The sequence below is a fragment of the Streptosporangium sp. CA-115845 genome (genome assembly GCF_050943795.1).
Lineage (GTDB): Bacteria > Actinomycetota > Actinomycetes > Streptosporangiales > Streptosporangiaceae > Streptosporangium.
Genome location: NZ_CP191988.1, coordinates 4,861,582 through 4,877,047 on the forward strand (window position 1 = coordinate 4,861,582; position 15,466 = coordinate 4,877,047).

9 protein-coding genes and 2 pseudogenes are annotated in these 15,466 nt (G+C 67.8%); 8 read left to right on the plus strand and 3 right to left on the minus strand.

Features of this window, described 5'->3' with window-relative positions; genetic code table 11:
- Positions 1 to 191: 191 nt before the first annotated feature.
- Positions 192 to 1,604 (plus strand): glycosyltransferase family 39 protein, encoded by a 1,413-nt coding sequence (locus ACQP0P_RS24405; protein WP_433382050.1) that lies wholly within the window; start codon positions 192 to 194, stop codon positions 1,602 to 1,604.
- A 348-nt stretch (positions 1,605 to 1,952) separates the two neighbouring features.
- Here the strand turns inward: ACQP0P_RS24405 and ACQP0P_RS24410 are convergent.
- Positions 1,953 to 3,130 (minus strand): IS3 family transposase gene (locus ACQP0P_RS24410; RefSeq protein WP_433358989.1). Its coding sequence is split into 2 segments (ribosomal slippage): positions 1,953 to 2,872 and positions 2,872 to 3,130, totalling 1,179 coding nucleotides; the frame shifts between segments, so codons are not numbered across the junction.
- 263 nt (positions 3,131 to 3,393) lie between these two features.
- Between ACQP0P_RS24410 and ACQP0P_RS24415 the strand changes: the two are divergent.
- Positions 3,394 to 4,586 (plus strand): annotated as a pseudogene (locus ACQP0P_RS24415) (RNA-guided endonuclease InsQ/TnpB family protein); the annotation flags it as partial.
- A 138-nt stretch (positions 4,587 to 4,724) separates the two neighbouring features.
- On the opposite strand, the pseudogene ACQP0P_RS24420 reads toward ACQP0P_RS24415, so the two are convergent.
- Positions 4,725 to 4,973 (minus strand): annotated as a pseudogene (locus ACQP0P_RS24420) (Tn3 family transposase); the annotation flags it as partial.
- Positions 4,974 to 5,118: 145 nt separating this feature from the next.
- A complete protein-coding gene (locus ACQP0P_RS24425) occupies positions 5,119 to 5,544 on the minus strand; it encodes a hypothetical protein (protein WP_433381382.1) in 426 nt (141 codons plus the stop codon).
- An 87-nt stretch (positions 5,545 to 5,631) separates the two neighbouring features.
- On the opposite strand from ACQP0P_RS24425, the gene ACQP0P_RS24430 reads away from it, so the two are divergent.
- The 6 genes from ACQP0P_RS24430 to ACQP0P_RS24455 all read left to right on the plus strand — a co-directional run bounded on the left by ACQP0P_RS24430 (position 5,632) and on the right by ACQP0P_RS24455 (position 15,421).
- On the plus strand, positions 5,632 to 6,054 hold the full coding sequence (locus ACQP0P_RS24430) for a heavy metal-responsive transcriptional regulator (protein WP_433381385.1): 423 nt from the start codon (positions 5,632 to 5,634) through the stop codon (positions 6,052 to 6,054).
- Positions 6,055 to 6,162: 108 nt separating this feature from the next.
- The gene (locus ACQP0P_RS24435; RefSeq protein ID WP_433381388.1) at positions 6,163 to 6,648 is read left to right on the plus strand and encodes a recombinase family protein; all 486 of its coding nucleotides are present in this window, start codon (positions 6,163 to 6,165) and stop codon (positions 6,646 to 6,648) included.
- Positions 6,649 to 6,992: 344 nt separating this feature from the next.
- Positions 6,993 to 7,454 (plus strand): pyridoxamine 5'-phosphate oxidase family protein, encoded by a 462-nt coding sequence (locus ACQP0P_RS24440; protein WP_433382053.1) that lies wholly within the window; start codon positions 6,993 to 6,995, stop codon positions 7,452 to 7,454.
- Positions 7,455 to 7,774: 320 nt separating this feature from the next.
- Positions 7,775 to 7,930, plus strand: a complete 156-nt coding sequence (locus tag ACQP0P_RS24445) for a hypothetical protein (protein ID WP_433381391.1) — start codon at positions 7,775 to 7,777, stop codon at positions 7,928 to 7,930.
- Positions 7,931 to 8,282: 352 nt separating this feature from the next.
- Complete coding sequence (locus ACQP0P_RS24450) at positions 8,283 to 8,840, plus strand: hypothetical protein (RefSeq protein WP_433382056.1); 558 nt, start codon at positions 8,283 to 8,285, stop codon at positions 8,838 to 8,840.
- Entirely contained in the window at positions 8,837 to 15,421 is a 6,585-nt protein-coding gene (locus ACQP0P_RS24455) for a papain-like cysteine protease family protein (protein WP_433381393.1), read from the plus strand. Before ACQP0P_RS24450 ends, ACQP0P_RS24455 begins: the two co-directional genes overlap by 4 nt.
- Positions 15,422 to 15,466: the final 45 nt, after the last annotated feature.

The window sequence follows — 15,466 nt, forward strand, 5'->3', positions numbered from 1 at the left end:
TATTGTCCCAAGGTGCCACTTTATTGATCTTGGTAGCGGATCGCCACATTGAGTGGGGTCGCTTCATCGGGGTGTGAGGTGCCGACTGGCGGGCGTGTCCGGTTCGGCGCCCGCTTGGTTCGGGGGACATGTTGAGGATGCGGGCGCCTGGCGCTTCCGTACTGACCGTTGTGGTCCCGGCTGTGATCGCGATGGTTCTTGGCCTGTGGCGGATCGATGGTCCCTCCTACTGGGCCGATGAAGGAGTATCGGTATCGATCGCCAGTCGTCCACTGGCGGATCTGCCCACTGTTTTACGCCATATGGACCTGGTGCATGGCCTCTACTACGTACTACTTCACCTTGTCTCCTCGATTGCGGGCACAGGCGAGACCGCGATGCGGCTTCCGTCCGTGGTCGCCACCACCGCGGGAACAGCCGTCCTGGCGGCGCTCGGCCGACGTGTGGCTTCACCCGCAACGGGGCTGTTCGCCGGTCTGATCTACGCGTTGCTGCCCGTAGTGAGTCGTTACGCCCAAGAGGCTCGCCAGTACGCACTGGTGAGCGCTTTGGTGATCGGCGCCACCTACCTTCTGGTGCTGGCGATCGATGCCGACCAGGGTCGCCGCCGTCTGCGGCTATGGACGGTCTACACGATCATGTTGGTGATCACCGCATGGCTGCATCTGTACGCCCTGTTCATCCTGCCCGCCCACGCGGTCATGCTGATTTGTCGCCACCCGCGTGGCGCGTGGGTGCGCTGGATCGTCTCGGCTGCGGCCGCGTGTGCGCTGACGGCACCACTGGCCCTGGTGGCCTGGACGCAGTTCGGGTTGGTTTCCTGGCTTCCCCGGCCCAGTCTTGCCACGGCCAGGCATCTGGGATGGCTCGTGTTCGGGGGGAACCCAGCGGTGATCGTGACGATCACGGCACTCGCCGTCCTGGGCATGGGCGCACCGATCCGGCCGATGGTTCGGATCGTGGCCCTGCCGTGGCTGGTGGTTCCGAGTGGCCTCATGGTCGCCATCTCCTTGATCAGTCAGCCGATCTTCTATCCGCGCTATGTGCTGCACTGCGTCGCGGCCCTGGCGTTGGCAGCCGGAGTGGGAATGGCCCGCATCGCCACCTGGACTGCCCACAGGATGCCTGCCGCCACGTATCTGATCCCCGCGGCTTTACTGGCCGTACTCACCGCGCTCACGGGGCCGTCACAGGTGGCCATTCGGGAGTCGCTCAGCAGACCTGACAACCTTCGCGCCCTCGCTCACACGCTGCGAGACGGAGCCCGACCCGGTGACGCCGTGCTCTACGTTCCCGCCGGTAACTGGATGTCGACGCTTCCCTATCCCGACTCCGTCGCCCGGCTCGACACGTGGAGTCTGCACGCCGACCGGTTCTTCGGCGAGCTTCCACCCGACCGACTTCATCACGCGGCTACGGGGCTGTCTCGTATCTGGGTGGTAGAAGGGGCGAAGAGCTACGGCAACGCGGTAGAGCTGCAGAAAGACGTGCGATTCCACCGAACAGCCCACTGGTCCTTCGGCACCAGGCAGCTGTCCCTGTATGAACGAAACGATGCCGAGCAACAACCCCAAGCTGAGGTAGGAGCTGCCCCTGACAAATAACGTCGCTGGAACCCTGCCAATCAGCACCGCGCGTCGCAGGTCCCCTCTCGCCCCCGGCCCGAAGGGTGGCCGACGCTTACCGTCGGTCCGGTCCGGCGCGTCCTCGCTGGCGCTCGTCCGCTCCGGACCGGACAGTCGGCCGCGCGCCGGCGACGAGCCGTCAAGGGGCGAGGGGAGAGGGGAGGAAGGCGTGGGAGTTTCGGGAGCCCCTACGCGCGTGCGCGCGAGGCGGTGAGGGATTGCGGATCGAAGGTCGGCCGGGGATCCAAGGTCACCTCCGGCTCAGGCCTCGCGGTGGGCGTGTGAGGGGCTGAGATCATTCCGGACAGCGGAATCTGCGGCCGTGAGCTACGCCACCGACTGAAGTGCTGTGTACTCGTCGAGGACTTCGAATGGCGTCCGGTAACCAACAGATGAATGAAGTCGGCGCCGATTGTAGAAGCCCTCGATATAACGGATCACGGCTCGGCGAGCCTTCGCCCGGCTGGTGAAAACATACCGTTTCAGCCACTCGTTCTTCAACGCCGAAAAGAACGATTCGGCCATGGCGTTATCGTAACATATGCCGGTACGGCCAACGGACCTCCGAATACCCAACCTCTTCAGTGCGGCACCAAATTCATCGGACGTGTAGTTCGACCCTCTATCGGAGTGGAAGATCGCGTCCTTTTCAATGGTGAAGGCCTGTACCGCGTTCTCTATCGCCTCGGTGATCAACTCGGTGCGGTAGTGATCGGCCATCGCCCACCCCACCACGGCCTTGCTGTAGCAGTCGATCACCGTGGCCAGGTAGCAAAACCCCTCCCAGGTCGGGATGTAGGTGATGTCGCCTACCAGCTTGACGCCGGGCCGGACGGCGGTGAAATCGCGTCTGACCAGGTCGGGGATGCCCCGGAAGGCGCCCTGCTCGGTGAGCTTCGGCGTGAAGGGCCGCACCTGCGCCGGCAGCAGGCCCAGCTCGCGCATCAGCACCCGTACCAGCTCAGCCGAACAGCGCTCACCGCGGCGCAGCAACTCGGCGTGGACGCGCCGGTAGCCGTACACCTCCTCGTGCTCGTAGAAGATGCCCGCGATCAGGTCCTGGAGCAGGTCGCGACGCTGCGCGGTCGCCGAGGCGGGCCGGTCGCGCCACTCGTAATACCCCGAGCGGGACACCTCCAGCCAGTCGCACATTTTCACAATCTTATGGTTGGCCTTCTCCGCGTCGATCAACTCGAACTTCGCGGTCACCGATTGTTCTCGGCCGCGAAGAAGGCCGCGGCTTTTTTCAAGAAGGAAAGCTTCTCGCGGAGCTCGGAGTTTTCCCGCTCGAGTTCACGCAACCGGGCGCGCTCGGGGCCACTGAGGGAGTGCGGTTCTTCTTCCGCACGCGTTCGCTTGTAGGTGTTCACCCAATTGCCGAGCGTGGTGTCGTGGACGCCGAACTCTCTGGCGACCTCGGCGATCGTACGGGGGCCATCGAGGACCATGCGCACAGCCTCGTCCTTGAACTCCTGGCTGAACCTACGCCTGGAACCTTTCGGCATGTTTCTATCTCCTTCGGACTGTTACCACCCTAGCGAGTGGTCTGTCCGGAATCCTTGGAGCACCTCAGTGGGTGTCGCTGTGGGCTGCGGGCCGCTGGTGGGGCCGCCCGGTGTCGGGGGCGGCAGCAGGGCACACGAAGGTGTGGGCGTGGGTGTCGCTGGAGGAAACGGGAGCGGGAAGGCGCTCTAGCGCCTGAGCGTGCCTGGACCCGCACGACCCACCCCACCCAACACTTAACTGATCTTGCAGTAGAGTGTGAAACATGGCGCAGATCGTGAAGCGGGCATTCAAGTTCCGCTTCTACCCGACGGACGAGCAGGCAGCGGAGCTGTCTCGCACGTTCGGCTGCGCCCGCCTCGTCTACAACAAAGCCCTCGAACACCGCACCCGCGCCTACACCCAGGAAGGCCGCCGCGTCTCCTACGTGGAGTCCTCGGCCGCGCTCACCGCGTGGAAGAAGACCGAGGACCTCGCGTTCCTGTCCGAGGTGTCCTCGGTCCCGCTCCAGCAGGCGCTTCGCCACCTGCAGGCCGCGTTCTCCAACTTCTTCGCCAAACGCGCGAAGTACCCCACGTTCAAGTCCCGTAAGAAGTCCCGGGCGAGCGCCGAGTACACCCGTAGCGCCTTCCGATGGAAGGACGGCCGGATCACCCTCGCGAAGATGAACGGGCCACTGGACATCGTGTGGTCGCGTCCGCTGCCCGAGGGGGCCGAGCCGTCCACGGTGACCGTGTCGAGGGACGCGGCCGGGCGCTGGTTCGTGTCCCTGCTGGTCGAGGAGCGCATCACCCCGCTCCCCCCGGCCGCGAGTACGGTTGGGGTGGACGCGGGCCTCACCGCCCTGGTCACCCTCTCCACCGGGGAGAAGATCGTCAACCCCGGGCACGAGCGGGCCGACCGCAAGCGCCTGGCCAAGGCTCAGCGCAGCCTCGCCCGCACGGAGAAGGGGTCGAACAACCGGCGGAAGGCGAAACTCAAGGTCGCCCGCGTCCATGCCCGGATCGGTGATCGGCGCCGTGATCACCTGCACAAGGTCACCACTCGTCTCGTCCGTGAGAACCAAACGGTCGTGATCGAGGACCTCACCGTGCGCAACATGGTGAGGAACCACAGCCTGGCCCGCGCGATCTCGGATGCGAGCCGGCGTCGGATGCGGTCCATGCTGGAGTACAAGGCCGCCTGGTACGGGCGGGAACTCCTCGTCGTGGACCGCTGGTTCCCCTCCTCCAGGCTGTGCTCGGCGTGCGGGGCGATCCAGCGGTCCATGCCGTTGGGCGTCCGGGACTGGGTGTGTGCCTGCGGCGCCGCCCATGACCGGGACGTCAACGCCGCGAAGAACATCCTCGCCGCCGGGCTGGCGGAGAGGTGAAACGCCTGTGGAGCCGGTGTAAGACCTCAAAGGGGATTTCTCCTGGCGGGCGACTGGCGGTGAAGCAGGAACCCTCACGGGCGACCGTGGGAATCCCCCTCGTTTACGAGGGGGAGGATGTCAACCTTGGGTCGGTGAAGTCCTGGAAGTCACATTCACTGTGTCTCCGTACGCGATCGGCCGGCGGTGTCCGCCGGGGTGCGGGGGCGGGACACGGCGGCGGGCCCCAGGTCGAGGCGCTTGTCCATGTCCAGGCGGAAAGTGCCGTACGGGTTGACATTGGACCAGAACAGCGCGGTCAGGCCGCGCCGGTCCTCCTCGCTCAGCCGCGATGCCCAGGCCGGTTCGGCCAAGACCTGCTGAATCAGCAGGGTGTTGACGTGGACAAGCACGGACTGGAGCAGGTGCAGGGCGAGCATCGAGATCTCGGCGTGCTCCCTGTCCGGGCCGGCCAGGGCGCCGTCCTTGCCGTAGTGCGGCACGGTATTCGCGCTGTTTCAGTTCTCCACGCCCATTTCGCCGCCGATCCTCCCGCCGCGGTCGAGGTGGACCGGACGTTCTGGGGGCCTGCCACGGCGGCCTGCAGGCGGCCGCCGTCTACCTGCTGGAACAAGGCATTCAGCACCCGCTGCTGCACCGCCCGCAACCCGCCCTCCACCGGTGCCAGACGGCCCAGCCCGGCACGACCCACCGCCTCCGGCACGCCGTGCTAGGCAGTGCCGTCACGCCCGGCAGATCGTCGGCGCGCTGAAGCGCGAGCCGCAGCGCGGACACCGATGGAGCGCCCGCGCCGCGCCCGGTCTCATCACGGTAGATCCGGCAGGACACGCTGGTCGGGGTGCCCTGCGCGGCGAACGGATCAACCCCGTTGATCAGCAAGGTGGGAGACCCGTGCATCCCCAGCCGGGCCGCCTCCCCCTCGTCGGTGACCATATGCCGGACCAACCGGGCCTCCGGCAGACCGGCCAGGGCCTCGGCGAGACGCTCCTGGATGACCGGATCGTTCGGGCAGTCCGGCACGGTCAGCACCGTCAACTCCAGCATGATCGCCCCTTCCCCGGGCCGGTTTCGTTACCTCGTCTCGACGATAAAGGTTCCAGTGCACTGGAAGGTCAACCGTAGGCTGGCAGCATGCGCATCGGGATCCTGGCCGCCCGGTCCGGTCTCACGACCAAGACCATCCGGTTCTACGAAGACACCGGCCTGCTACCCGCGCCTCCCCGCACCCCGGCCGGCTACCGCGACTATCCCCCCCAGACCCTCACCCGGCTCACCTTCATCCGCGACGCTCAGACCGCCGGACTCACCCTCGCTGAAATCCACAGCGTCCTGACCATCCGCGACAGCGGCCACCCACCCTGCCAACACGTCACCGACCTGATCGATCAGCACCTCACCCAGGTCGAACAACGCCTCGCCGAACTCACCCACGCCCGCGCAGCACTCCACGACCTGAAACACCGCGCCACCCTCACCGACCCCGCGGACTGCCCCGCCGACCAGGTGTGCAGCATCCTCAACATCGGGCCTAAAACAGGCCCCGAAGCCCTGTAGCCAGCGGGCGCCGTCCCTTGAAGCGCTCAGTCGCACGTTCTCGAGGTGGTGCCTCGCGGCGGCCCGCATGGAGTGTCGGGATTAGAAGTATTCCGCCCCGCCGAGGGCGTGCTGCTGTTCGAGGACCCGGCGACCACTTCCAAGATCCCCGCGCTGGAGCGGCCCGCGTTCGCCAAGGTCGCCGCCGCCGCGCACCCCGGGGACGTCCTGACGGTGTCGGAGCTGTTCCGGATCTGCCGCGACCTGGTCGTCATAACCAACGCCGTCCGCGACTGGTGCCAGGCCCGCGGCGTCGCCCTGCGCGTCCTGTCCGGACCGCTGTCGAACGTCCACGACCTGGTGGCCAACGAGGCGACCACCGCCCTGCTCATCAACGTGATCACCGCCGTCGGGATCGCCGCCGCCGAGGCCGAAGGGCGCCACCGCGGCCGGCCTCCCGCCCTCGACGGCGCCCGGCGCCAGGAGGCGCGGGCGGCGTTCCAGGATCAGGGCACGTCGGTCGCCGCCCTCGCACGCACCCACGGAGTCAGCCGCGCCGCCGTACGGACCGCGCTCGCCGACCTGCTACCTCACCAGGCCCAGCCGGACCAGTAATCAGGCCGCCTCCATCGGAACGGCCAGCGGCGATAGCGCGTGTTAACGCCACGGGCCGTTCGGTTGCTGCTCAAGCCCCAAGTACGAGGAACACCTCGATGTCCTGACGCTCCACCGCTCCCTCATTCTTCAGTGTGGCCGAACAATTGTTCCAGATCTTGTCATTGATGAGGCATCGGGGTGAACGCGAAGATGTGTCGGCAAGCCGACAAGCAAAGGGGAACGATGGCGAACACGAGCGCGGTGGACAGATCGGCGCCCACAGGCAGGCATGTGATCGCACCGATTACGGACTTCACCGCCGACAAGCACCTCACCCACCGGGTCCGCGGCCGGTGACGAACATGTGGGCGACGGTTCCCCGGCTGCTCGGCGACAGCCGCTACCTCGTGCTCGCCACCGCCGATCGCCAAGGGCGGCCGTGGGCCACTCCCGTCTTCTTCGCCGCCCTCGACGAGGACCGGCTCGTCTGGGTGTCGGCACCGGACAGCAGGCATTCCCGTAACCTCGCCGAACGCCCGGACGTGGCCATCACGGTCTTCGACTCCCACGCGCCTGTAGGCGGTGCCGAGGCGCTCTACCTCGAAGCGACCGCCGGCCCTGCCGACGATCCCGTCGCGGCCCTGACGATGCTCAACGCCCGCCTCCCCACAGGCAGGGAACTCACCGGCGACGACCTCGCGCCGTCCGGCCCTCTGCTGGCCTACCGTGCCGACGTGCGGCGACACTTCGTCCTGATCCGGGGAGGGGATTCGCGCTTCGACAACGTCACCGACGCGCGACTCCGTGTCACCCGCCCCCGGTAGGAGGGCCCAGCCACGACCGCGAGCATCCCGCGCGGGTCGTCGGCGACAGGCTGCACATCAATCGTGAGATCAATTGTCTGGACAGGCAAGGAGGCCCACCATGGGTGACTCGTCTACTCGATGGTCACGTCATTCGACGGCTACGTGAGCGACACGGACGGCGACTTCGGCTGGGGCCGCCCCGAGGAGGAGTCGCACAAGTTCATCAACGAGCACGGGCGGTCGATCGGCACATACCTCTACGGCCGCCGGAGGTACGACACGACGGTCTACTGGGAGACCGCGCACACAGTGCCTGACCAGGAGCCGTTCGTTCTGGAGTGGGCTCGGATTTCGTCGGACCGGCGATCGTCGGCGGCGGCAACGCTTTCTTTCCGGACGATGTGCGCGTCAACCTGGCGCTGCTGGACGAGCGGCGCTTCAGTAACGGCATGGTCCATCTGCGTTACGACGTCAAGGACATTACGCAGGGGTGAGGCGCCGCAGGTGCCCCACCGGCTTCGAGGCCGATCCGCCGGGGTCATCTCGGCGAACCGGCGGGCTCGAACGCGCAGGATATGTGATCTCAGGGGGCAGGGTTTGCCGGTGCGACGAGTGAGGAACCTCTCGGCTCCTCACTCGGATATCAGCCCGCCGTGTCGGGCCCGAGCCCGACACGGCATCGGCGCGGGGGAGAAGGACCCCGGGAGGTGCCGGTCACGCCACGCGCTGTCAGGCCGTCCGTCGCCTCACTGCCGAACTCGAAGCCACCGAGGCCGTAGCGGACCGCCGGGGTAGAGCGCGGCCGTCGTGCAGGAAACGTGCCTGGCCGGAAACCTGGTCGAAGAAGTGCTGTTTCGCGGTTTCCCGCAGGGCCGCCTGGAAGAGCACGACAGCCCACGGTGGGCGGCACTGTTGTCGGCGGTGCTGTTTTCCGCGAACGTGTTGACCGAGCGGACCCACGCCGGTCGCCGGTCGCGGAAGATCCAAAATGCTACCTCTTTCCTCGGTGATGGCCGACAGCTGCCGGTGCGCTGCTCGATGGTGGCCGGGGCTTGGCGGCCGGGGAAGGCCAGCGTGGCCGCGCCCACGGCGCGGCGGGTCTCCGGGTCGATGTCCCCGGCGGGCGCGGCCGTATGGGGAGCGGCGGGCCGTGGGGCGTCGACCGGGGCTCTGGCCGGGCCACGTCGTCGGCGGCCGCGGTGGCCAGCTGCGCCATCGTGCGCCGCGTTGACGACCTCGGCGCGCTCGCCTGGCCGGAGCTCCGCGATCACCTGGTGGCGCATCGTCCTCGGCGATGCCGCCCCCGCCGTTGCGAGGCCGGAACAGGCCAGCGCTTCAGGATTGTCGGGCTCGTCAAGGGCGCTCAGAATGACTTCGTCCGACGAGCTCAGGGGGCTCCGATGATCGTGCTCCAGCGCAACATCACCTATGCAGGGGAGGCGGGGGAGAACGCCGTCGTCCAGGTTCTCGTGCAGGTTCCCAGGCTTGTTCTCGGCATCGATGCCGATGGCACCGTGTCTGGGCGGTTCTCTGGTGACACCGTCGACGCGTCGTTCACGCAGCCCGCGGATCGCGACATCTACCGCGTCGACCTGCCCGATGAGCTCGTGTCCGGACCGACTGGTGAATCGGCTCAGAACGCGGCCCGCTTCGTCGTCGCGGCGGTGGCGGCCGGGAACATCGACGCCCTCACCGTCTCGGTGCTCGTGCGCCACCTCACTGAGGACGGCCAGCCGCTCGGCGAGCAGAACCTGGACGTCCTGGTCCTGCCGGACCTCGCCCTCGGCGACCGTGTGGAGCTACTCAGCCATACCGTGGCGGTCGCGGGCCCCCCACCCAGGTACTTCATCGTCGCCAAGAACCCGTTCCTCGCCCTGCGCGCCAGGCTCCGCGGGCTGGAGACCGACGCCATGGCGCTGGCTGCCGTCTGCTACGTCACCCAGGTCACACCCGACGGGGTCCTGGTGTACTCCGATACCGCTGCCGCGCGGCTGTCGGCGCAGCTCGCGGCCTTCACCTCGGCGCAGGTCGCCAAACAGACGGTCGGCGCGCTCGCGGCCGGCCATCCCGACCTGGTCGACGTGCCGTTGACCATTCCCGAGATCAGGCCGCTGGTGGTCGCGGGGACCCTGACCGTCCAGGCAACCGACGACGTCATCGTCACCGCCAAGGACTTCTCCGCCTTCGATCTCGGAGTCGAGTGGACTGACGCGAACGGCCTGCCTCGCAGCCGCCGTTTCCGCTTCGACGACCAAATCGAGGTGACCGAGCGTTCGGCCAGTTTCGTGCTGATCGAGGGCAGGGCGGTCCTGCGCAGCGCCGTGCGCGGACGGTTGCGGGTGAGCGTGCAGGGCCTGGCCGGGGCCACGTTGTGGAGCGAGGAGTTCGACCGCGGCGACCTGGCCCTCGCGGATCTGCGCATCACCGTGCCGCGCCAGACGCCGACCGAGCTGACCACACCGCAGACCTCGCCGGTTGACGCCAATCTGCGGCTGCGGGGCCGCGTGATCCTGGTCAACCGGACCTGCGCGACCAAGGACGTCCTCGTCGTCATCAGAGCCAGGACCGCCGAGAAGGGCACGTGGCGACTGGTCGGCGCTGCCGCGATCGACACCGGCGGCAACTTCGGGATGCCCTACCCGTACGGCGCCTTCGTCGAGGCCCAGGCGGTCTGCACGGCCGCGCCCGACGAACCGGCCGACATCCCCATCGTCGCCGACGCGGCCAACCGGACCATCTCAACCGACTTCCTCTACTTAATGGTGCGGAACGCCCATCTTCCCAACCAGGACGGCGAGGACTGCGGGTGCGGGTCCAGCACGTCCAACCGGCTCCCGGACTTCGTCGACCTCATCGGCTCCGACACCTATACGCAGGACATCGGCGGCTCCTGCGTCAACCTCTCCAAGCCCAACCGCACCATCAACGAGTTCCCCTACCAGGCCATCGTCCGCATCTCCGACCCCGACGTCGCCTCCTACCGGCTGATCAGGCAGGAGACCGGGCTGCAGGCCATCGACGTCTCCGAGGCGGCCGCGCTGACGGCGGAAGCAGCGAGGCTGCAGAACCGGTCCGCGGTGGCGCTGGCCGCGGCCCGCCAAAGGCGCGAGGAGACCCCCAAGCTGGCGTTCGTTTACCGGAACCTGGAGGCCCTCGAGGCGGTTCATCCGCACGCCGTGGCGGTCGCCGCCGCGTTCGCGGCGGGGGGTCCGCCGATCACCGCGACCGTGCTCGCCGAGGCGCGCAACCACCTCGAGGCCGTGGTCGCCGTTCTCGATGCCACCCGCACCCAGCTCGACGCCGACGACCACCCGTTCCTGCCCCAGGCGGTCGAGGTGATCGACGCGGCGGCGGGGACGATTTCGCTGGTCACCCAGGCGATCGACACCGTCGGCACATCCGTGCACTACGACCTTGTCGGCGACACCACCACCCGGTACCGGCTGCCCGTCGGGCTGAACAACCCCGTCGGATGGCAGGACCCCCCGGAACCGGTGCCCGTCTCCGGCCTCGGGCCGCTGAACTGGACCAAGCTCGGGCCGTCCGTCCGGCCGGTGGCGGTCCCGGTGCCGCCGCACGACGCGGGCGCCGAGTTCGCCCAGGCTGTCAGCGTCGCCACCGGGCACATCCTCCACTACCGGGCGCAGTTCAAGGCCGACGGCTACTCCCTGGGCGACCTGGAGTACTCGCTGCCGCTGGCGCCCGGCCAGAAGAAGGAGATCGTGGTTGTAGAAGCCTCTCAGACCCTGGTCGGCGCGGAGTCGCAGCAGCTGAGCCAAGACGAACGGCTGGCGATGGGACTGGTCGACGAGCGGGTCATCACCAGCCGGCTCGCCGGCTCGCTAGCGGAGTCCCTGCGCGGCAGCTCCAGGGCCGACACCTCCGGAATCAGTGCCGGCTTCGGCACAGCTGGCCAGGGATACGGCGGCACCGGCGCCTACGGGGGATCGGGCAGCGCCGTGATCGGCATCGCGGGCGGCTGGGCGCAGTCGAGCAGCGAGGCCGCCCAGGACGGCTCCCGCGACGTCGCCCAGTTCTTCAGCGAGAAGCTGCGCCAGTCGATCCTGCAGAACGCCGAGGGCTACCGGCAGCTCAACGCGTCCATCGTGACCACGGTGCAGCAGGGCGAGCGGCTCGGGGTCACCAGCGAGGTGATCGCCAACCACAACCACTGCCACAGCCTCACGATGATGTACTTCGAGGTGCTCCGGCACTACGCGATCTTCCAGGAGTTGGTGTCCGTGGAGGAGTGCGTCTTCGTGCCACTGCTGCTGGCGCGCTTCTCGGTGGAGAACGTCAGCGGGTGGCGGGACGTGCTCGCCCCCGCGCTGCTGCCCATGCCGTCGGAGACCTACCTTCAACCGGACGCCGCGGAGGTTGGATCCGGGCGCCTGCATCCGCTTGGCAGGAGCTTCGACGCGATCAAGCGTATTCGGACCCACTACGCCAACGTCGACTTCCCCGCCGGCTCCTACGATCAGGAGACGATCCGCTTCCTCAGCGGGGGTCTCCGGCTGCGCGTGAACCTGCCTCGGCCGCGGACGCGGTACGACCGGGTGAAGAGCCTTCCGGTGATTCGCAAGACCGTCACCACGGACAATGTCGACGTGGCGGCCACGGTCAAGCACGTCTGGACCGATACCCTGCTCGCCGGATTGACCGGGGGCCTGTCCACGCTGTTCACCGGGCTGCCGGGGTCGCCCGGCTCGAACATCGAGTACAAGACGGCGCAGGTGGAGGGCAGGAAGGCCGTGTTCGACGCCTTCATGAGCCTGGACGCCAACTTCGAGCACGTGCCGCCCGCCGAGTGCATACGGGTCACCAACTTCGATCCAGGCAGCATCACCGCCAACGGCGTGACCGTTCAAGTGTCCGGACTCGACTTCTTCCAGAACGGCGTCCGGGACCGCCGGCAGTGGGAGATCTACGCGCGCCTGCTGGGGTACGGCGATGACGTCCTGGCCATGCTCACCTACTATTTCCGCGGCCGTCTGATCTCCGAATGGGACGAGATCTTCAACAACGACATCGCGCCGCTGGTATTCGACCGGATCGTCAACACGCTCCGGCTGACCGAGTTCGCCACCGACGTCACCGCCGCCCAGCGGTACACCGGCGGCGAGCGCGTCATCGACGTCAACCTGTCCGGGACCACCAGCAGGCGTCGCGACCAGCTGCCGCCGCGACTGCGCCTCACCGTGGCCGACACCAGGGCCCAGGCACTGCGGAGCTACGTGACGCTGAACGTCGAGGACGTCCGGCTCGACTACTCCACCGCCCACTACCGCGGCCCCCTCTATCGCGGCAGCCCCGGTGATGACCTGCTGGACGGCGTGGACCTGGACATCCCGGAACGGCCCGATGAGAAGCGCAACCCGCGCCGCGAGGACCGCTACCTCGCTGCGGCGCTGCTCGAGCACCTCAACAGCAACCTCGAGCACTACAACAAGGTCCTCTGGAGCCGGCTCAATCCGGACCGCAGGTACATGCTGCTCGACGGGTTCAGCATCCAGGTCTACGCGGCCGACGGCACCCCCGTGCCGGGACCGGCCGGCTTCCGCAGCCTCGCCTCGGTGGTGAAGAACGAGGTGATCGCGGTGGCCGGCAACTGCCTAGTGCTGCCGGTCGCCCCCGGCTACCGGGTCAGCGGCTCCTTCGTCCAAGTCACGGCGGAGGGCGGCACGGAGCCCGTCACACTGTTCGACCACTACAAGCCGCTCACGCCGGTCGAGCCCTACCGGGTCAGCGTGCCGTCGCACGGGCTGTTCGCCGAGGCCGTCCAGGGCGCGTGCAACGCCTGCGAGAAGATCGAAACCGACCGGGCTCAGGACTGGGCGCGGTTCGGCGCCGACGAGCCGACCGCGATCGCCCCAGTCACCGTCCCCACGCCCAGCCTGGAAGACTGGCGCGCGGCCTTCCGCGAGTTCGCCACCCCGATCGTCAACGTGCAGAACGTGCCCGGCACCCCGCCCCCCGGCGCCGGGCTCGCTGGCCTGTCGGAGCTGCTCGGCCAGAGCGGGGTGTTCAAGGACATCACCGGCTTGGACGCCAACCAGCAGAACGTCATCCGGACCTACCTGTCGAACCAGGAGAACGCGAAGGCCTTCGCCGAGATGGCGAAGGAGATGGCCATGCAGAGCCACAACACCCAGAACAGCGGCAAGATCATGGACTCGATCAGCGCGGCGAAGAACGCAGGCACGATCAGCCAGGACGAGGCCAAAGGCCTGGTCAAGGACCATCTGCAGCAGCAGATCGACGGCGGCGCGGGCAAGCGTACCCAAGCCGAAGCGGCCAGCCAGGCCGCCGCCACACCGCTCAGCCAGGCCGCGGTGACTGCGGCGTCGCAGGGCAAGGACGTCACCGCCAGCCGCCTCGACAGCTCGGGCAACAGCGAATCGGTGACCATCCGCGGCACGGCGTCGTCGAAGGTGCTCGCCGAGGCGACCATGGTGCCCCACCTGCGGCAGACCCGGCAGAACGACTGCTGGGCCGTCTCCGCAGCGATGCTCATCGGCTGGAGGAAACAGGGGTCGATCTCCGTCGAGGACGCGGTCGGCGCCGCCGGGGAGAAGTACCGGCAGCTCTACACCGACGACACCGGCCTGTACACCGAGGACAAGGACGACTTCGTGCTGCGCAGCCGAATGGTCGCCGAACCGGCGGCCTCCTACCGGCTCGAGCAATACGTCGACTGGCTGAAGACCTATGGCCCGCTGTGGATGACCCGGGACGCCGGTCCGGGGCAGCTGTTTTCGCCGCACGCGTGGGTGCTGATCCGGATCAGCGGCACCGGAACCCCGGACGGGGTCGGCACCGACTTCACCCTGATCGACCCGAACACGGGCACCGAGGAGACGCTGACGTTCGCGGAGTTCGTCCGCGGCTACGAGGACATGGCCCGGGAAGAGGCGAAGGGCCAGGCCCTGCGCCCCCAAGTTGTGCACTTCCTGGAGCCGATCCCCAAACCCAAACCCGAGGGGTACCTGATCGAGGGACCGTTCAACAAGAACGAGCCCGTCCACGAGACGGTCACCCTCGCCGCACTGCTCGGTTCCACCGTCCCGGTCCCGTCCCGGCCGCGCCCGGGACCCGATCAGGCCGTCAACGAGTTCCTGCGCGGCGTCCTGTGGAACGACGACCCGGCCGTGCTGCTGTTCGACGAGGACCGGACCGACAACTGGAAGTTCAGCACCGGCGCCTCCTCGCTCTTCGCCTTCACCTTGGCGGGCAAGGCCGTCGTGAACAACGTGACCAACCTGACGGGGCGATCACACTACTTCGACCTGCAGTTCCTTCACGCCATGGCCGAGACCGTCGGCGAACGGCCAGAAGACACCCTGGCCAAGATCATGCTCTGGGCCGAGGTCATGTACCGGCTGTCCATCGGCGAGGGCGTGACCGGGGCCGACCGCCTCGACGCCGTTCCGATCGCCTCACACGTGACGGCGGCTGATGGAACGGCCTATTCGACCACGCTGGCGGACTTCTTCACCGCTGCGTCCCTGCCGCGCGGGTCCGACACCCTGCAGACCCTCCTCACCCACGACAGTGCCTGCACGTCGCTCGACCTGCCCCGCCGGGCCATCGGATCCCTCCTCCACCTGCTCCAGGACTCCTATGCGCGCGGCCACGTCCGCCGAGTCCTGCTCAACCCCAGCGACCTGCTCCCCGGCAAGACCGACGAATTCACCCCGGGCACCTACGGCCGCTTCGGCGACGTCGAGAACTTCCACTGCTACCGAGGCCAGGACCACAGGCTCCACGAAAAGTACGACACCCCCACCGCCACCGTCAGGGTGACCGACCCCTCCTCCTTCAACTCACTCCTCGGCGCCCGCGACGCCATCAAGGCCAGCACCTCGCTCCTGGACATGTGGTACGCCGCCACCCCTTGGGCGGCCGCCGACGGCCCGAAACACCTCCTCGAAGGAACCGTCTTCAAAATCGCCGCAACGGCCACCCCGTCCGACGCGACCATTTGAGCCCCTCCAGGTACGGGGTCGAGGAACCCAGGAACAGCCGTTGGC